Source organism: Hydrococcus rivularis NIES-593 (assembly GCF_001904635.1).
GTDB lineage: Bacteria > Cyanobacteriota > Cyanobacteriia > Cyanobacteriales > Microcystaceae > Hydrococcus > Hydrococcus rivularis.
In genome coordinates this window covers 1-18,047 of the sequence record NZ_MRCB01000054.1, presented here as the reverse complement: position 1 = coordinate 18,047, position 18,047 = coordinate 1, and the positions used below count along the sequence as shown (strand labels likewise).

16 protein-coding genes are annotated in these 18,047 nt (G+C 44.6%); 9 read left to right on the top strand and 7 right to left on the bottom strand.

The features are described from left to right. Nucleotides 1–59 precede the first annotated feature (59 nt). Both NIES593_RS22570 and NIES593_RS22565 read right to left on the bottom strand, forming a co-directional pair. Nucleotides 60–1,418 (bottom strand): DICT sensory domain-containing protein, encoded by a 1,359-nt coding sequence (locus tag NIES593_RS22570; RefSeq protein ID WP_073601723.1) that lies wholly within the window; start codon nt 1,416–1,418, stop codon nt 60–62. 82 nt (nt 1,419–1,500) lie between these two features. Further along, nucleotides 1,501–1,791 carry a hypothetical protein gene (locus NIES593_RS22565; protein ID WP_175561219.1) on the bottom strand — a complete coding sequence of 97 codons (291 nt, stop codon included), beginning with the start codon at nt 1,789–1,791 and terminating at the stop codon, nt 1,501–1,503. 115 nt (nt 1,792–1,906) lie between these two features. On the opposite strand from NIES593_RS22565, the gene NIES593_RS22560 reads away from it, so the two are divergent. From NIES593_RS22560 to NIES593_RS22550, 3 genes are all read left to right on the top strand, one after another. After that, a complete protein-coding gene (locus NIES593_RS22560; RefSeq protein ID WP_073601722.1) occupies nt 1,907–3,352 on the top strand; it encodes a glycoside hydrolase family 13 protein in 1,446 nt (481 codons plus the stop codon). A 127-nt stretch (nt 3,353–3,479) separates the two neighbouring features. Further along, a complete protein-coding gene (locus tag NIES593_RS22555; RefSeq protein ID WP_245817718.1) occupies nt 3,480–3,947 on the top strand; it encodes a cyclic di-GMP-binding domain-containing protein, MshE-related in 468 nt (155 codons plus the stop codon). Nucleotides 3,948–4,065: 118 nt separating this feature from the next. Further along, nucleotides 4,066–4,551 (top strand): AAA family ATPase, encoded by a 486-nt coding sequence (locus NIES593_RS22550; RefSeq protein WP_073601720.1) that lies wholly within the window; start codon nt 4,066–4,068, stop codon nt 4,549–4,551. A gap of 23 nt (nt 4,552–4,574) precedes the next feature. Here the strand turns inward: NIES593_RS22550 and NIES593_RS22545 are convergent, their stop codons facing one another. Then, the gene (locus NIES593_RS22545) at nt 4,575–5,855 is read right to left on the bottom strand and encodes a hypothetical protein (protein WP_073601719.1); all 1,281 of its coding nucleotides are present in this window, start codon (nt 5,853–5,855) and stop codon (nt 4,575–4,577) included. 66 nt (nt 5,856–5,921) lie between these two features. On the opposite strand from NIES593_RS22545, the gene NIES593_RS24450 reads away from it, so the two are divergent. The 4 genes from NIES593_RS24450 (at nt 5,922) to NIES593_RS22530 (ending at nt 9,403) form a co-directional block, all read left to right on the top strand. Beyond that, nucleotides 5,922–6,083: a hypothetical protein gene (locus NIES593_RS24450; protein WP_175561218.1), complete on the top strand. Its 162-nt coding sequence runs from the start codon at nt 5,922–5,924 to the stop codon at nt 6,081–6,083. Nucleotides 6,084–6,105: 22 nt separating this feature from the next. After that, nucleotides 6,106–7,464, top strand: a complete 1,359-nt coding sequence (locus NIES593_RS22540) for a UDP-N-acetylmuramoyl-tripeptide--D-alanyl-D-alanine ligase (protein ID WP_073601718.1) — start codon at nt 6,106–6,108, stop codon at nt 7,462–7,464. Between the two features lie 19 nt (nt 7,465–7,483). Beyond that, on the top strand, nt 7,484–8,059 hold the full coding sequence (locus NIES593_RS22535) for a Uma2 family endonuclease (protein ID WP_073601717.1): 576 nt from the start codon (nt 7,484–7,486) through the stop codon (nt 8,057–8,059). Nucleotides 8,060–8,167: 108 nt separating this feature from the next. After that, on the top strand, nt 8,168–9,403 hold the full coding sequence (locus NIES593_RS22530; RefSeq protein WP_073601716.1) for an LL-diaminopimelate aminotransferase: 1,236 nt from the start codon (nt 8,168–8,170) through the stop codon (nt 9,401–9,403). 183 nt (nt 9,404–9,586) lie between these two features. Here NIES593_RS22530 and NIES593_RS23805 read toward each other — a convergent pair whose 3' ends face one another. The 4 genes from NIES593_RS23805 to NIES593_RS22515 all read right to left on the bottom strand — a co-directional run bounded on the left by NIES593_RS23805 (nt 9,587) and on the right by NIES593_RS22515 (nt 14,167). Further along, nucleotides 9,587–9,913, bottom strand: a complete 327-nt coding sequence (locus NIES593_RS23805) for a hypothetical protein (protein ID WP_139253788.1) — start codon at nt 9,911–9,913, stop codon at nt 9,587–9,589. A 249-nt stretch (nt 9,914–10,162) separates the two neighbouring features. Then, nucleotides 10,163–11,218, bottom strand: a complete 1,056-nt coding sequence (locus tag NIES593_RS22525; RefSeq protein ID WP_073601725.1) for a D-alanine--D-alanine ligase family protein — start codon at nt 11,216–11,218, stop codon at nt 10,163–10,165. Nucleotides 11,219–11,380: 162 nt separating this feature from the next. Further along, nucleotides 11,381–11,983, bottom strand: coding sequence for a hypothetical protein (locus tag NIES593_RS22520; RefSeq protein WP_073601715.1), 603 nt, complete (start codon nt 11,981–11,983; stop codon nt 11,381–11,383). Between the two features lie 153 nt (nt 11,984–12,136). Continuing rightward, nucleotides 12,137–14,167: a M48 family metallopeptidase gene (locus NIES593_RS22515; RefSeq protein WP_083602521.1), complete on the bottom strand. Its 2,031-nt coding sequence runs from the start codon at nt 14,165–14,167 to the stop codon at nt 12,137–12,139. A gap of 329 nt (nt 14,168–14,496) precedes the next feature. Here NIES593_RS22515 and NIES593_RS22510 point away from each other — a divergent pair, with 329 nt between their 5' ends. Further along, the gene (locus tag NIES593_RS22510) at nt 14,497–16,071 is read left to right on the top strand and encodes a M16 family metallopeptidase (RefSeq protein WP_073601714.1); all 1,575 of its coding nucleotides are present in this window, start codon (nt 14,497–14,499) and stop codon (nt 16,069–16,071) included. Between the two features lie 153 nt (nt 16,072–16,224). Then, entirely contained in the window at nt 16,225–17,718 is a 1,494-nt protein-coding gene (locus tag NIES593_RS22505; RefSeq protein WP_073601713.1) for a M16 family metallopeptidase, read from the top strand. Nucleotides 17,719–18,047 lie beyond the last annotated feature (329 nt).

Here is an 18,047-nt window from a genome sequence, read left to right as displayed (position 1 = left end):
CTGAAGCTTTCGCACCGCGACCAGGGGCTTCCCACAAGCCGCATAATCCTTTTCCTTAATCAAGATGCGGATACTGGCAGCATGACTTTAAATGTAGATCCTTTTCCCAGTTTGCTGGTGACAGAAATCGAGCCATTGCAACGCCGCAGTAGTTGTTGCACGATAGTTAAGCCTAAACCAGCCCCTGCCGTTTCGGTGCTGGTGGCATTGCGTCCGCGATAAAAGCAGTTAAAGATTTTAGGAATGTCGTTACTGTCGATACCAACGCCTGTATCGCTAACCGTTAGCTCAACTGCATTATTGTTGAGAGCAGCTTGTACATAAACTCGACCGTTGGGCGTAAATTTGAGGCTATTGCTGAGCAGATTGCGGAGAATTTGTCTGAGCCAATTACCGGGACAGGCAACGGAAGGCAAATCTGCCGGGACGGTGTAGCCTAACATAATCCCTTTTTCTTCGGCAATGGGTTGATAGATACTGACGATTCCCGGAATTAAGTCTTCTAGCCTTAAAGATGACTCCGATTCGTCAATGGGTTGGTTGAATTGTTCTAATTCGAGTAAACCCGTCAGGAGAGAATTTTGACGATCGCACTGTTGCTGGAGCAGTTGCAAATAACGCTGACGCTGTTCCCGCCTGTTCTGTGTGGAATCTATCAAGCGCAATGCCGTTTTCATATTGGTCAGATAGAGGCTGAGTTCCCGCGTTAGGTTGGTAAGCAATTCATGATGAAAACTGAGGGATTCGGTAAAAGTCCTCATGGTTGTATCGGATTTGGCAAACTGAATTGCATCGCTTTGCTGAATTTGTTTGAGCAACAAATTAGTCATCAGCCTTGAGTCAATCGAGGTAGGCAAAGCACTCGATATCAGCGTATCGGCGAGCAAGGATTCTGGCGTACTGTCGGTGACGGTAAGGACTTGTTTAATTGCGGCTAAAACGTTAGCGATCGCGGCTGGCTCGAAGCTATAGACTATTTTTAGCCGAGATGACTGGGGCGATGTCCCTTCTGCAAGCCCTTGTGCGGTTTGTCTTTGAGCAAGGATCGAGCTGCAAAATTGGGACGACAGGACGATTAAAAAATATTCTCGTTTTAGCTGAGAACTGGCTTCTAGAATAAGGGGAACGATCCCAGCAGCAGAGGAGAGCACCGGAGGAATTTGACTAGCAATAGTGCATAGATAAATCTGTTCGGGTTGTCCTTGTTGGGAATAGCGCTCGATTTCTGCTAGCCAGCGTCCGGTAGTTGGCAGTTTCACCCATAGCGTCGCGGCAATTTTTTGCTCGATTAGGAAATCGACGATCGCAGCAATCGAGGCTCTAAATGTAGTAGAACTCACCGTCAGTGTTGGCGCGGGAGACGTACTCTCCTGAGTTAGCCGATATAGAGACAGTTCTGCATTAGATGGCAAATTCATCGGTTTTGTAAGTATTTCTTGATTAAGACTAGCGTAGGTGCGTTCTGGTTGCTAATTGCTAAAGCTCGATCGCTTATTTAATTTACAAGGCATAAAAACAAAAATATCCAATTATGTATAGAATGTTAATCGCGATCGCGGCGACGGGAAACGAATGAAATAGCGCGATGAGATTTTGCCAGAAAGGTTTGTAATAAGCTTGCGACCAAATTTGATGTTCTGGCATTTTACAGAAAAATTTGGCAACAATATAAAAAGCAAAAATTGGAAGATCGGGAAGAATCGCCCCTAAAGTAATGGCAACATTAGCATTGGGCGCGATCGCTTTGCCTAAGAAAGCAAGGTTGAGAATATAGTGACTCGGAGTATTCATTCTAAATTCCGTAGATATTCTCTTGAAATCTACCCATAGGGTATTTTAAATTCTGATTTCTGCTGTCTAAATTTTCTATGTATTCTTCAAAAAATTAGACTAGCTTGAGAAATTCATGGGAATAACAACGCCAGATTGGGTCAAAAATGCCGTATTTTATCAAATTTTTCCAGATCGCTTTGCAAAGAGCCAGAAATCCCATCAGGGTTTGTGGATTTCTAATAATCTAGAGCCATGGGACGATCCGCCAACCCTGCAAAGATATAAAGGCGGAGATTTATGGGGAGTTATCGAAAAGCTAGACTATTTAAAAGATTTGGGCATTAATGCAATTTACTTTACTCCCATTTTCCAGTCGGCATCGAACCATCGCTATCATACCCATGACTTTTATCAAGTCGATCCGATGTTGGGAGGAAATATGGCTTTAGACGCGCTTCTAGAAGCTGCCCACCAACGCAATATGAAAGTCGTTTTGGATGGGGTATTCAATCATGCCAGTCGCGGCTTTTTCTTCTTCAACGATATTCTCGAACACGGCCCCCTTTCTGCTTGGCTGGATTGGTTTATTGTTGAAGGCTGGCCCGTATCTGCCTATGATGGCAGCAAACCTGCTAATTACGTCAGTTGGGCAGATAATCGCGCTCTGCCAAAATTTAATCACGATAATCCCCAAGTACGGGAATATATCATGCAAATTGGAGAATATTGGCTTAAAAAAGGCATCGATGGTTGGCGATTGGACGTTCCTAATGAAGTCAAAGCACCGGGATTTTGGCAGGAATTTCGTAGCCGAGTAAAAGCGATTAATCCCGATGCGTATATCGTAGGAGAAATTTGGGAAGATTCGCGACAGTGGCTCGATGGAACGCAATTCGATGGGGTAATGAATTATCTATTTACTGCCCCGACGATCGCGTTTGCCGCAGGCGATCGCGTTATTATGGAATTTGTCGAAAGTCTGAGTTACTACCCCTATCCCGCCCTCTCTGCCCCAGAATACGCCGAAAAAATCCAGCAGTTGCTCGCCCTCTATCCTTGGGAAATTCAATTGACGCAGTTGAATTTACTTAACAGCCACGATACGGCAAGATTGCTGACCATCGCTGGGGGCGATCGCGCTAGCGTAGAATTAGCGACTTTACTCTTATTCACCTTTCCTGGCGCGCCGAGTATTTTTTATGGCGATGAAGTGGGTTTGCCAGGAGGATTGGATCCCGATTGCCGTCGCGGATTTCCCAAAGAAAAAAATTGGGATTTAGAGGTATTAAATTATCACAAACAATTGATCGCCGTGCGCAATCAATATGCTGCCCTGCGAACTGGCGACTATCGAGTTCTCTATGCCCAAGGCGGCGTTTACGTATTTTCTCGGAGTTTAGGCACGGAACAACTGATAGTTGCAGTTAACGTCGATACAACTCCTGCTGCAATAACTGTGGAGTTTGCGGATCTGCAAACCCGTCCAGAAAATTTATTATATGGAAAGGGTAGAGTTTTGTGGCAGGGAAATCGACTAGAATTAGATATTCCCTCCCGCACGGGCTGCATTATTGCGTGAAGTTTTCAACTCACCAATAAAACGATCCCTTCTAAGGTGAGAAAATCTCGATCGCTCGCTTGCGTCATTGACTGGGAAAGATATGTTACACGTTACAAAAACAACTATTATTAAGCCAGCAGAATCGATGCCAAAGAAACTTGCAAAAAAACTTTTAGGGGAAATTTTACAAGAGGCAGGCTTAGTTTCAGCCGCACAAATTCAGATCGCGCTCCAAGATCAGAGTATATATGATGATATGCGCATTGGAGAAATTTTGGCGCTGCGAGGATGGCTAAAACAAGAGACAGCCGATTTCTTTGCCGAAAGATTTCCCGCCCTCGTCAAGCAACCTAATAAAAAGCCGCTTGGCGTTTATTTAAAAGAAGCTGCTTTGCTCGACGACCATCAGATTAAAATTCTTCTTGCAGAGCAACAAAAGAATCCAACGCCGAGAATTCGCTTTGGCAAATTAGTCGTTCTCAAAGGGTGGCTCAAACAAGATACGGTAGACTTTTTCTTAGATAATTTGGCGGCTAGAGCCGAACAAGATAAAGTCTATATCAGTCAGACAGTTCTAAAAACGCTGACTAACCATCCATTTCCAAACAAGTAAGAACCCTTTTTGTAACAGGTTGTCCTAAAAGTAGAGAATGTCATGTTGAGGGTAGCAATGGCGAAGCTATGTATATACAATTCCAACGTTAACGGAATTAATATGACAACTGATATTAGTGCCTCAACTCATTCTGCTCATAGGACTTCCAGGTAGTGGTAAATCTTTTCTCGCCAAGCAAATAGCGGCGCGATCTCCCAAGGGATGTGTAATTATTTCTACGGATGCCATTCGCGCTCAATTATTTGGCGATGCGAGCATTCAGGGAGCATGGCTGCTAGTTTGGCGGGAGATAGAGCGACAATTTCGCGATGCAGTCGAGCAAATCTACCAAGGCAAGCTATCCAAAGCCATCTATGATGCGACGAATGCAGTCAGACGGCACAGGAAAGATGCGATCGCGCTTGCTCGAACGACGGGATTTACCCGCATTATCGGCGTTTGGCTCGATACGCCCCTGTCGCTCTGTTTGGAGAGAAATCGCAGGCGCAAGCGATACGTTCCAGAAGAGATTATCATGCACATGTACCGTTGTCTGCAAGCCGCACCACCCTCTTTGGAGGATGGACTCGATGAGTTATTCCGATTCACAGTTGAGAATTGACAATCGCTTGAATCGAGATTGGTTTAGTCTCGAAGTTGCTTGAAACAAGATACGTCTGCCTTGCCAAAATGGACGCTGAAAGCAACCTGGAGACTTTCTAACGCTTTGACTAACCAGGGAACGCCATCTTTAGCAAAAGACTCGTAATGATTGAACAGAATCGAGAATCGTTTTTCTAGGTAAGGCTTGACCTTATTGCACATCAGTACCACTTTGAGTAACAATCCAATAGTACGGGTAACTCCCATATTGGTAATTAGATCGACAAAAACATAGTGTTGCGGTTGATGGGCGCTTTCTACCACTAAGAAGTTAAAAAGTTGGCTTGAAGTCCGCACGATCAGAAATTCGCTAGGTCTTTGATTATCGAATTCCGGCAGTGTATTTTGTAGGTGTTGACAAAGTTTTTTATTAAATTGACTCTTGGCGTATTTAGAGTCAAACGAACTAGCGATGTAGTGGTACAAATCGTTCTTAAAAGCGCGATAGGTAAAAGTGTTAGCGCTGTGACTGATAAAGCTGCGCGATATATCTCTATAAGTATGGTTACCTTCTACCGCCCCCGTATAATGAATAATAGCTCGGTTTAATTCGCTATCGCTGAGCAGGGTCGGATTTTTTACCCGACGAATTATCGTCGATAGATCCGAACCCCGCGCCATTCGTGTCAGTCGCACTTGATAAGTCGCGTACTTTGACAAATCTAGCTCGAAACGACGTTCGATCTGGGTTTTGATACGGTGTACCGTCTTCAAATCTTCCCCATTGCTGTTGTCGCCGAGCAGGCAATGGTAGTATAGATAGGGATAGCGGTGAATCAAGTTGCCAACCGAGCTAGTAGAATTGTTAGTGTTACTTTGTTTGGCATCGATGACTCGCGCTAACCGCTGCATCTTAACATATAGCTCGTCTTGGGTAAAATTTCTCACCAGCCGTCGCAACAAATTAGCAGTGGTAGGATATCCATTGATAGCAGGTCCGAGATAATCAAACATTCTCACCAACTCTGGAATGGCTGATTGGGATTGAGAATTCATTTGCCAGCGATTGATGAGAATATAGCAGCAACGATTGAAGAAGAGATTGAAACGAGCTTCTGCTCCCTTCGATTTAACTATAATTTCTAGGGCGGAGTAAACGCGAGAGTCCCTGCAACCTTGACCGTGGACGAACAAGCTGCGAAACTCTTCTAGTAACCGTTCGGGAGATTCTGTCTGGACACATGCCAATAAATAATCATACAGGACTTGTTCTGCCTGCTGAATTTGTTGACTATCACTGTTTTTCCTAGATAATGTACTCATTGGAGTCAGTCTTCTCCTGTAATCTAACCCTTGATTGAGTCTTTTTGAGAAATAATCGAGCAATTGATGGAAAAGCAAAGAGTTGGCTTGAAGTCAAAACAAGCTTTAGAAAATCAGCGCTTGTGCGTCAAGCAGAATCTCCCATTACTAAGACTAAGACAATCAATTTGGCTCGTCTGCGATCGCTATCACTATTTAAAAGTACATCGATCGCAGAAATCAACGTGAATTTCTGGTAATTACTTTTTCTATGTCCTTGCAAATTTCTCTCGCTCAACTCCGTGAAATTATTGATGCTTTTTTAATAAATAGTTCGGATATTTCCTTAGAGCAATTAGCGACGGGAATTACTACCGATACTCGCTCGCTTTCTCCTGGAGAGATATTTTTAGCCCTCAAAGGAGAAAGATTTGACGGACATGAATTTATAGAAACTGCCATAGAAAAAGGAGCGATCGCAATCGTTACCGAGAGAGATCTGTCCGTAAATTTTCCTAAGAAAGTTCCACAATTTAAAGTTAAAAATACGCTAGAAGCTTATCAGAAAATTGCTCGATGGTGGCGAGAGAGATTCAATATTCCCGTCATTGGCATAACGGGTTCGGTTGGCAAAACGACAACCAAAGAATTAATTGCCGCCATCTTATCAATAACAGGAAAGGTTCACAAAACTCAAGCAAATTACAATAATGAAATCGGCGTTCCCAAGACCTTACTAGAACTCGGAGCGGAACACGATTACGCCATCATAGAAATGGCAATGCGAGCGCGGGGAGAAATTGCTCTGCTGACGAAAATTACTCGTCCGACCGTTGGCATTATCACTAACGTAGGAACGGCACACATCGGACGACTGGGATCGGAAGAAGCGATCGCCCAGGCAAAATGCGAGTTGTTAGCAGAAATGCCCCACACTAGCATAGCTATATTAAATCACGACAATCCGCTTTTGCGCGAAACCGCCGCTAAAGTGTGGCAAGGAGAAACGATTACCTACGGGTTAGAAGGCGGAGATTTAACCGGAAAACTCATCGATTCTCAAACCCTAAGAGTGGAAGGCATGGATTTTCCTCTACCGTTACCCGGTCGTCACAATGCCTTAAATTACCTCGGCGCTTTAGCAGTGGCGAAGGTACTAAATATTGACTGGACTCCGTTAATGCAAGGTTTATCCGTCAGTTTACCAGGTGGGCGATCGCGGCGTTACCAATTGCCCAACGATATTACAATTCTCGATGAAACCTACAATGCTGGTTTAGAATCGATGTTAGCAGCGCTGCACCTGCTCAAAGAAACCCCAGGAAAGCGCCATATTGCCATTCTCGGAACGATGAAGGAACTTGGAGAGCGATCGCCACAATTTCATCATCAAGTGGGTAATAAGGTAAGACAGCTGGGCATCGATGAATTATTTATCCTAATTGACGATCGAGAAACAGAAGCTATTGCCGAAGGTGCATCGGGCATACCGACTCAATGTTTTACCAGCCATGAGGAATTAGTTAAGCGATTGATGGAAGTTGTACGGGCAGGCGATCGCTTGTTATTTAAAGCCTCTAATTCGGTAGGATTAAATCGAGTAGTAGAACAATTTCGCGCTCAATTTTAGAAGGATTTAGAGAAAAGAAATGAATACTTACACGATTAATTTTAATCCAATTATTAAGCTGACTGAAGACCAATTTTATCAGCTCTGTCGGGCGAATCCAGATATTAAGTTTGAACGCAATGCCAAAGGAGAAATAATTATTATGTCTCCCACCGGAGGAGAAACTGGGAATCGAAATGCTGAAATTATCATTGAATTTGGAGTTTGGAATCGGCAATCTCAACTAGGAAAATTATTTGATTCTTCAACGGGTTTTCAACTTCCCAATGGGGCAGATCGTTCTCCTGATGTGGCTTGGATTAAACAAGAAAGATGGGATGCTTTGACTGTCGAACAAAAAGAAAGATTTCCTCCCATCGCTCCCGATTTTGTTTTAGAGTTAATGTCTCCTGGCGATCGCCTGCAAGAGCTACAAGAAAAAATGCGAGAATATATCGAAAATGGCGTGCAATTAGGCTGGCTAATTAACAGGAAAAGCCGCCAAGTAGAAATTTATCGACCGGGACAACAAGTAGAAATTTTAGACAATCCGGCGACTCTTTCAGGAGAAGATGTATTGCCGGGTTTCGTGTTGGATTTACAAATTGTTTGGTAGCGATCGCATCTTCCATCGCAACGAGCATCTAGCGATCGGATTAGTATTCAAGTTTTTAGTTTGCCTAAGTCTTGTAAGCTATTTTTACGGCGTTTGTTACGAATCAACATGGCAACGATTAACGACAACTACCTCAAACTCAAAGCAGGATATCTATTTCCCGAAATTGCGCGACGAGTAAACGCATTCGCACAGGCAAATCCTGAGGCCAAGATTATTCGATTGGGAATTGGCGACGTTACCGAACCCTTACCGGAAGCGTGCCGCAAGGCAATGATTAAAGCTATCGAAGAAATGGGCGATCGCGCGACATTTAAAGGCTATGGACCAGAACAAGGCTATCCCTGGTTGCGAGAAGCGATTGCTAAATATGACTTCCAGGCGCGGGGATGCCAGATCGATGCCGACGAAATTTTTATCTCTGACGGTTCCAAATGCGACACGGGTAACATTCTCGACATCTTTGGCGATAATAACGCGATCGCAGTTACCGATCCCGTTTATCCGGTGTATGTCGATACTAACGTCATGGCAGGACATACCGGAGAAGCCAACGAGAAAGGGGAGTATGAAGGTTTAGTTTATCTACCTATCAATGCAGAGAATAACTTTACTGCCAAGATACCCTCTCAGAAAGTCGATCTCATTTATCTGTGTTTCCCCAATAACCCCACGGGGGCAACTGCTACGAAGGAACATCTCAAAGCTTGGGTAGACTATGCTAGAGCCAATGGCTCAATTATTTTCTTCGATGCCGCTTACGAAGCTTTTATCACTAATCCCGATCTTCCCCATTCGATTTATGAGATTGAAGGAGCCAGAGAATGCGCGATCGAGTTTCGTTCGTTCTCCAAGAATGCAGGTTTCACGGGAACTCGCTGTGCGCTGACAGTAGTACCGAAAACCCTGACGGCAAAAGCTGCCGATGGTTCCGATGTAGAATTGTGGAAGCTATGGAATCGCCGCCAGTCTACAAAGTTTAACGGCGTGTCCTACATCGTGCAACGGGGAGCCGAAGCAGTTTATTCTGAGGAAGGACAGGAACAAGTTAAGGCGCTAGTAAGCTTTTATCTCGAAAATGCCAAAATTATTTGCGATCGCCTGACAGAAGCTGGATTAAAAGTCTATGGCGGCGTAAATGCACCCTATGTCTGGGTTAAAACGCCCAATGGTCTGTCGAGTTGGGATTTTTTCGATAAGTTACTACATACTTGCAATGTGGTAGGAACGCCCGGTTCTGGTTTTGGTGCCGCAGGTGAAGGCTATTTCCGCATTTCAGCGTTTAACAGCCGGGAGAATGTAGAAGAGGCGATGAAGCGGATTGCACAGAAGTTTAGGGTGTAAGGGCGATCGCTTTTGAGTACTATTGGGAAATTATAGGGTAATACCAATTTTNCAGGTTTTCGCGATCGACATTCTTCTCCCCTCTCCCAAATAGGGAGAGGGGTTGGGGGTGAGGGCGATCGACTATCTGTGTCATTAATGAATGAAAAATGGTATAAGGTGGGCATTCATTGTCCACCTTAACTAACCGCCCTTATAAAAAGGCGATCGCCTATTATCTTTACGATTTTGAAGGATTGTTGTATCAAATCCGGTTAAACAACCATAATGATTGGGCATCACGACAAATTCATCTAATCGCAATCGTGGATGATATTTAGGTAACTCGTACCAATATGACCAAACTATTTGCCCAAAACGATTTAATTTCATCTCGCCATCCACAATTTCTCCAAACAAACGTTCCCGTTGATGGGTACAAATAGTAATAAAATATGCTCCAGCCTTAGAATAGTCGTATCCCTTTAGCCGTATAGAACGGCGATGGTGTTTTTTAGGATTGGATTTCATATAACTTTCCGCAACATTCTCATTACTAAAATGCCCAAACGACCTACAATAGCTGCTGTTTGAGCAATAACAGTAGAGAGCGATCGAGGAAAGAGAAAAACTGTACGGGTGGGTGAGTGTCAACATCTCTGTAGGGATAGGTTTGAAAACCTGCCCCTACGAATATTGCGGGCGTTCAACTCGATTGAAGATGAATTGCACAAATCGCGCTCGCAAAAGTCAATCGCTCGAAAGAACCGACAGATTCGTTTATTGGTGACGTTCTAGGGCAAACTGAATCAAGCGATCGCACAGTTCGGGAAAAGGAACGCCGCTAGCTGCCCAAAGCTGAGGATACATGCTAAAGGCGGTAAAACCGGGCAGAGTATTAATTTCGTTGAGGAAAACTTCGCCTGTTTTTTCGAGATAGAAAAAGTCTACCCTTGCCAGTCCAGCCGCATCTACGGCAGTAAAGGCTTTGAGAGACATTTCTTGGATTTGCGAAGCAATAGCGGTGGGGATTTGGGCGGGAATGTGCAACTCGGCGCGTCCGTCAGTATATTTGGTTTCATAGTCGTAGAAATCGCTGTTGTAAGTGATTTCTCCGACGACTGAGGCTTTGGGATTATCATTACCCAAGACGGCACATTCGACTTCTCTGGCGACTACGCCTGCTTCGACAATGATGCGTCTGTCGTAGCTGGCAGCGTTGTCTAAAGCCGTTTCTAATTCGGTACGCGATCGCGCTTTGGCAATACCCACTGAAGACCCCAAATTAGCGGGTTTGACAAAGCAGGGATAGTCTAAAGTCTTTTCAATTTCGTCGCAGAGTTTCGGAAAGACGCAAGGATTAGACCAAATTTGCGATCGCGAGATTGCCATATACTTAACTTGAGGCAAACCCGCTTGCGCAAACGCCATTTTCATGGCGATTTTATCCATTCCGGCAGCAGAACCCAAAACGCCGCTACCGACGAAAGGAACTTGCATGAGAGTAAGCAATCCCTGAACCGTGCCGTCTTCGCCATTGGGCCCGTGAAGAATGGGAAACCAGACATCGACTTCGGCTACTTGCGGGGGAAACTGCCAAAGTTGTTTTTTATCGTTGGTTTCTGAGGTTAGCGGCTTGCCCGAATCGAGTACTTGTCGGGCGATGTCTCCGGCTTGCCAAATGCCATCTTTTTGAATGTAGACTGGCAAAACGTCGTACTTCATCGCGTTATCTTGGGCATCCAAAGCCGTCGCGATCGCGATCGCAGAATTAATCGAGACTTCGTGTTCGCCAGAACGACCGCCAAATAACAGCCCTACCCGCAATTTTGTCATTTCTTCTCCTCGCCCCATTCCTAATTGCCGATAGCCTATCATAAAGCATTCTATTTCAGAATCTTTAATGGCTATCGGATTGATTTTCCTGTAGTCAGTAGAGTTTTATTTATCGTTGATTGTTCCTTGAGGGATTGGCAGCGCCAATTCGTTGCGATCTATCTACTGAGGGGGCATGGATGGGAAAGGTTCGGATTCAGGCGGTTCCGTTCCCGGTTCCGTCGGTTGCGTCTGTATTTGTTCGCAGGCAACTTTTGCTGCTTCGTACCGCTGTTCAGAAGCAGCCACTTCTTCCTTAAGATTAAAAACGCGAACGTCGTTGAGGCTGCCGATAGTGCGAAGGTTTAGCAGCGATAGGCTGAGTGATGTTTCTGGGGTAAGTTTGATTGGCAGCGAGGCTTTCGTACATCCCATACTAAAGGTACTTTCAATGAGGTTTCTAAAGTTCAATCCCTCGCCTGTAGCGGGCAAGCGATAGGCAATGACATAAGTTTCCTCCGCAACCTTTACTGTCTGTCCCTGAGTGTAATAGACGTAGTTATAGCTGCTGCCGCCCAATAAACCAGCCCAACTTTTCATAAAATCGCCCATTTCATATTGACCGCCAATGGAAATTTGTCGCCAAGAACTGTCTAAATCTTGAAGTTTTTGAGTTAGCGGAATTTGCTGACCGGAGACTAATTTCTCAAAATCTGACCCATAGCTAGGCAGGCTGTAGGTGGAAAGTAAGGCAGTTGTGGCTAAAAGAATTACATTGTTTTTCATGGATGTGATTATCTTTGAACTGAGTAACAGATAAGTTTATAGTAATCGCTTTACAGAAATATTAGAACATAGATAATTGACAAGTTTCTCTAGTAATTTGATTGAACCGATCGGAAGTAGTTCGAGCGTCTCGCTCGCGAGCAGATAGAGGCTTTAATAATAAATACAAGATCCAGCGATCTTACGAATAGTTTGCTCCAGTTTAAAATTGCTATTTTGCAAGATAATGACTCTAAAATTTCCTGAAAAATTGAGTTCGTTCTCTAAGCGATCGATAATTTCTTCGTGGCTTTTCCAATCGGCTCCGGCTCCTTTAACTGTTTGAAGAACAATAGCAAAGATATAAAAAGCTTTTTCCGGAAAAAAGGTGACTTTTTGACGAACGAGATAGGCTTTATTAATTTCGGAGTAAGTCGATAATTGCTCGCTTAACTGTCGAACTTCCCCATCGGACAACTGATGGGGAAACAAAGGAGTCTCATGAGAAATTCGACTGCGTTCTTGTTGGATTCTTTTCCAGAGACAATAATATTCTTGACCTTTCTGTTGATAGAATTTTGCTTGTTTGATTTTACCTTGATTTAGGTAAAAATCGTAGAGTAAATCGCAACTGGGAACGACTAACTCTGGATCTATAGCTATTGCTTTTTCTAGGTATTTAATCCCTTGAGAATCATTTCTTTCAATCAGAATTTTTCCCAATTGATAGTTCGTTAAAGGATGATTGGGTTCTACCTCAAGCACTTGTTGAAACAGAGCGATCGCTTTGTGGGCTTCTTGTAAAGTCGAAGTCAAACAGGCACGCTTCCACATCTGTTCTACGGTTAAAGCACACTTTTGTGCTTTTTCATCGAGCGCTGCAAGATTTCGTCTCTGTTGCTGGGCGCGAAGATATAGCTTTTCCCAACTCCCGGCTACTTCGTTTTTCCACTCGCGATCGAGTCTATCGGCAAAACTCCACAACAGTTCGCCAAAAAAGTACTCGGCGGCTGTTTGTGTTGGCGGTTGTGGAGGTTGAATTGGGTTTAGATCGTAGCCAATAGCAGTCAGGCGATCGAGCAAACAGGGGTGAGTATCCTCGTAGTCGGTTCGATGGGCTAAGGCGCGATCGAGCCATTTGGCAGCCTCTCTGGGAGAAAGACCGATTTTTAGCTGTTGCAATAGCTGCGTTATCGCATCGCTAGGAGGTTCTGCATGCTGTTCTGCCTGTTGATAAATGGTTGGCCAAAAGGACTTGTGCAGGAAATAACTGTAGATTGCCAGATTGATATCTGCCTGGGCTTCATTCTCTAAACCTGCTAATTCGACCCCGCAGCGGTCGGCTTCGTATTCGTTAGCGCGCACTAGGACGAAAGTATAGGCATGGAAATAGGGCGCGTACCAGTGAAAAAACCATTGAAAGAGAAAAAAGCCACTATTTTTTGGCTCCGGAAACCGTTCGGCTAACTCGAACCAGATTTTGCGAAGGCGATAAATCCAATTGGAAAAGTGACTGTGATTGCCTGAAAGATGTCCTAATTCATGGGCAAGAACGGCTCGAAACTGTTGGAGCGAGAGGGCTTGCATTAATGGCAGTCCTAAGAATAAGTAGTTTTGCTGCCAGCCGAGCAAACCCAAACGGGGACTTTGGAGAACGCCAGCATTCAGTTCGTCTGTTAGAAAAATGCGATCGCATTTTGGGGCTTGCAAGATTGTTGCCAGTCGATCGATGGTTGCAAACAGTTCGGGCGCATGCAAGCGATCGAGTGGCAGTCCTTTGGGAATTTTGGTATCGATCCAGAAAAGTCGCAAAATGCCCAGACTGACCAGGATTGCCATCAAATTGAGTTGGTTGGTTAAAGCTTCGGAACTGGCTGCGACTAGAAAGGTTCTTGCGCCCCAAATGATTCCCAGTAACAGCAAGAAAACAAAGAGTATGTAAGCGTAACCAAGAATTGCCAATAATGTCACCTTAATCTGATAATTGGCAGGATGGTGACGGGCATCTTTTTCCAGTTGTCGAACGAGAGTTTCAAATCTTTCTTGCTGTTCGATGGTCATTGCCATAGATAGTTTTCCTTTCTGACTGGGAGCGAGTCCGTATAGAAGCAGAAAGCCGATTGTCGGGGCTAGGATTTTACAACTAGCGGCAATCGACAGAATTCTCCCTGACAAATTTTGAAAGTTACTACGATCGAGTTCCACTGATTTCGTCTAATTGATGATAGCCGATCGCCGTTCGCTTTGAAGCGAATCGCAAGTCAAAATGTCAAAAAAATAAAAAAATACCTCACTTGAGATAGATGTTTGAGATTTTACAACAGGTAAATTAAATAATAATTAATATTTTTTCAGGCGTTTTCTTTTCTCAGGAGCGCGATCGCACAATAACAGATTGTCCCCTCTAGGAATGCCATGTTGAGCATCTATAGCGTTCTTTTTTAGAATTTTTGTGCAATATAAGTTACATTTGTTAAAGATTCTAGAAAAAGACCTATCGCTCTCCTGCGAGCCAATTGCAATAGATTTAGCCGATGTTTATCAAGCGATCGCGACATTCTCGCTGGTACCAAAAATCAATTGTTTCCCTTATCCTGCTCTTTTTGCTCTGGAACTTTGCCCCAGCAGTTGCCCAAGCACGGACTGGAACGTTAACAGCTTCTCAGTCAACCACTCCCTACGTTCAAAAAACCATCGAGCGGATTACTGAATTTCAGCTCGATAACGGCATGAAGTTCATAGTCTTAGAAAATCATGAAGCCCCTGTGGTTTCTTTTGTAACCTACGCCAATGTGGGCGGTGCTAACGAACCCGTTGGAAAAACAGGCGTAGCTCATTTTCTCGAACATTTAGCCTTTAAAGGCACAAAGCGGATTGGGACTACTAATTATCCCGCAGAAGCGAAAATATTCCCTCGCCAAGACGAAATTTTTAATCAAATTAAAGCCGCTAATGCCTCTGGGAAAAAACAAGAGGTCGCCAAACTCCAGAAAGAATTGGCTCGGCTAGAAGCACAAGCATCGCAATATGTCAAGCAAAATGAATTCGGTCAAATCGTCGAACAAGCTGGCGGCGAAGGATTGAACGCTTTTACCTCGGCAGATGAAACGGTATATTTCTACAGCTTCCCTGCCAATAAGTTAGAACTGTGGATGTCGCTGGAGTCAGAGCGCTTTTTAGAACCCGTTTTTCGGGAATTTTACAAAGAAAGAGAAGTTATTTTAGAAGAACGTCGCCTGAGAACGGATAACAACCCGATGGGGCAAATGATTGAGGCATTTATCGATAAGGCATTTACCCAGCATCCCTACAAACGTCCCGTCATCGGCTATGACCAGGACATTCGCAATCTGACGCGAGAAGACGTGCGGCAGTTTTTCGAGACTTATTATCCGCCCAATAACCTAACAGTTGCCATTGCGGGCGATGTCGATCCTGCCCAGGTCAAACAATTGGCACAGGTCTATTTTGGGCGCTTTGCGCCTAAAACCCAACCGCCAGAGGTAACTCAAGTAGAACCCAGGCAAACAGAAACGCGGGAAGTAACGCTAGAGTTACCCGCTCAGCCGATGTATTTAGAGGGATATCATCGTCCGCAACTCAACCATCCCGATCGCGCCATCTACGAAGTCATTGCCACGCTGATGAGTACCGGACGCACGTCGCGCCTCTACAAGTCATTGGTAGAACAGAAGCGAGTGGCGCTTTCAGCTCAAGGGTTTAACGGATTTCCGGGCGATAAGTATCCCAACCTCATGCTATTTTATGCACTGACAGCGCCTAACGCAACGGTTGACGATGTTGCCAAAGCCTTAAATGTAGAACTGGAGCGCCTCAAAACCGAACCCGTTTCAGCAAAAGAATTAGAGCGAGTCAAAAATCAGCTTACGGCCGATTTATTGCGATCGCTCGATTCCAATATGGGAATGGCGAAGTTACTGGCAGAGTATGACGTTAAAACCGGAAGCTGGCAGAATTTATTTAAGGAATTAGACGCGATCGCGGCTGTTACCCCTGCCGATATCCAACGAGTCGCCAAAGACACCTTCACCCCTCAAAACCGCACGATCGGACGTTTATTAAGCAAGCCAGACGGAATGATGAGATAAGAAGAGAGAGACTTCTGAGACGGGAGAGTGTGGGGAGTTTGGGAAGACAAGGGGACAAGGAGGCAGAAAGACTCGGAGACAGGGAGATAATTAACGAATAACCACTAACCACTAACCAATGACCAATGACCAACGATCGATAACAAACAATCTATGAAAAAACGTTTTCAAAGTTTTAGAGCAATTGGATTAGTTATAGTAGCGATCGCGCTGGTTTTTACCTTTCGTATGCCAGCCATTGCTCAGACTCCTCGGCATTACGACGAATTAACTTTCTCTGCCGCACCAACAATCAAAATCCCCGAATACGAACGCTATCAATTAAGTAATGGCATGGTGGTATACCTGATGGAAGATCGTCAGTTTCCTTTAGTGAGCGGTACTGCCCTGATAAGGACTGGTTCTCGTCTAGAACCCCCAGATAAAGTGGGCTTAGCCGTAATTACTGGGACAGTGATGCGAACCGGTGGAACTCAACAACATCCTGCCGACAAATTAGACGAGATTTTAGAGCAGCGAGCAGCTATTGTAGAAACAAGTATCGGCATGGATTCAGGAACGGCTAGCTTCAACGCACTCAGCCAAGACATCGATCTGGTGTTCGATCTATTTGCTGAGGTGATTCGTTACCCTGCCTTTGCCTCTGATAAGATCGAGTTAGCCAAAACTCAACGGCGGGGTGCCATTGCCCGTCGCAACGACGATCCTGGAGCGATCGCCAATCGAGAATTTCAAAAGTTGATTTACGGGGAAACTAGCCCTTATGCGCGCATAGAAGAATACGCGACCATCGATAGGATTTCCCGCGAGGATATTATTAATTTTTATCAAACTTACGTTCGTCCCGATCGCACGATCTTAGGGATTGTCGGCGATTTCGATCCAGCCCAAATGAAAGCGGCGATCGAGAAAGCATTTGGAGACTGGCAACCTCCCTCCACCAAGCTAGATAACGCTATTCCCCCAGCCTCTCAGAAATATCAAGGCGGAGTCTTTTTGGTCGATCGCCCTCAGCTTACGCAAAGCAATATCCGCATCGGTCATCTCGGCGGCGATTTTAGGAATCCCGACTATCCCGCTCTCAGCGTTTTGAATGGTGTTTTAAATGGCTTTGGCGGGCGTTTGTTTAACGATTTGCGATCGCGTCAAGGACTTGCCTACAGCGTCTACGGCTATTGGGATCCCAAATACGATTATCCTGGACTCTTTTTTGCCGGAGGACAAACGAAATCGGAAACCACAGTTCCTTTTGTCAAATCCCTGCTTTCAGAAATCGAACGAGTGCGGACTACCCCTATCACAGAAAAGGAACTCAACTACGCCAAAGATTCCATCCTTAACTCCTTTGTCTTTAACTTCGAGAATCCCAACCAAACTCTTTCGCGGCTGATGCGTTACGAATACTTTGGCTATCCTGAAGATTTCATCTTTCAGTATCAACGAGCCGTTAAAGCGACGACAATTCAAGATGTCCAGCGCGTCGCTCAAAAATACCTAAAACCCGATCGCATCGTGACTTTAATCGTCGGCAACGCTCAAGCCATTCAGCCATCGCTGAGTAGCTTAGGAGGTGAAGTCAAAATCGTCGATATCTCTATCCCACAACCCGCGCAGAGTTCGAGGCAAGCGACGACAAAAGAAAATTAATCGAAAAAAGCCAAGCGAATTCGGACTATTGCCTTAAGCCTTCAAAGAGCATTAAATTAATGTTAATTACTCTGGTCAAGCGTGGGGGCGCGATCGAAGCTTGGGGCGAAGCGATCGCGCTATATCGTTTCAATAAAGATAGTTGTAGATAAAAAATCAATAACAAATTTTCCTAAAAAAGTAAAGAAATATAGAGTATTTTGTATTGGCTTGACAAATTAACTCAAATATGAATCATCATAGAGAAAACAAACAGAAAGTTTTCACAGAATAAGGCGTTTTGGTAGCAACCGTACAGAAACTTACGCTAAGGCTGTAATTATTACTGC

Excerpts from the sequence above, each read along its gene's own strand:
- NIES593_RS22570 (WP_073601723.1), bottom strand. The coding sequence starts at position 1,418 with ATGAATTTGCCATCTAATGCAGAACTGTCTCTATATCGGCTAACTCAG.
- NIES593_RS22565 (WP_175561219.1), bottom strand. The coding sequence starts at position 1,791 with ATGAATACTCCGAGTCACTATATTCTCAACCTTGCTTTCTTAGGCAAA.
- NIES593_RS22560 (WP_073601722.1), top strand. The coding sequence starts at position 1,907 with ATGGGAATAACAACGCCAGATTGGGTCAAAAATGCCGTATTTTATCAA.
- NIES593_RS22555 (WP_245817718.1), top strand. The coding sequence starts at position 3,480 with ATGCCAAAGAAACTTGCAAAAAAACTTTTAGGGGAAATTTTACAAGAG.
- NIES593_RS22545 (WP_073601719.1), bottom strand. The coding sequence starts at position 5,855 with ATGAGTACATTATCTAGGAAAAACAGTGATAGTCAACAAATTCAGCAG.
- NIES593_RS24450 (WP_175561218.1), top strand. The coding sequence starts at position 5,922 with ATGGAAAAGCAAAGAGTTGGCTTGAAGTCAAAACAAGCTTTAGAAAAT.
- NIES593_RS22540 (WP_073601718.1), top strand. The coding sequence starts at position 6,106 with ATGTCCTTGCAAATTTCTCTCGCTCAACTCCGTGAAATTATTGATGCT.
- NIES593_RS22535 (WP_073601717.1), top strand. The coding sequence starts at position 7,484 with ATGAATACTTACACGATTAATTTTAATCCAATTATTAAGCTGACTGAA.
- NIES593_RS22530 (WP_073601716.1), top strand. The coding sequence starts at position 8,168 with ATGGCAACGATTAACGACAACTACCTCAAACTCAAAGCAGGATATCTA.
- NIES593_RS23805 (WP_139253788.1), bottom strand. The coding sequence starts at position 9,913 with ATGAAATCCAATCCTAAAAAACACCATCGCCGTTCTATACGGCTAAAG.
- NIES593_RS22525 (WP_073601725.1), bottom strand. The coding sequence starts at position 11,218 with ATGACAAAATTGCGGGTAGGGCTGTTATTTGGCGGTCGTTCTGGCGAA.
- NIES593_RS22520 (WP_073601715.1), bottom strand. The coding sequence starts at position 11,983 with ATGAAAAACAATGTAATTCTTTTAGCCACAACTGCCTTACTTTCCACC.
- NIES593_RS22510 (WP_073601714.1), top strand. The coding sequence starts at position 14,497 with ATGTTTATCAAGCGATCGCGACATTCTCGCTGGTACCAAAAATCAATT.
- NIES593_RS22505 (WP_073601713.1), top strand. The coding sequence starts at position 16,225 with ATGAAAAAACGTTTTCAAAGTTTTAGAGCAATTGGATTAGTTATAGTA.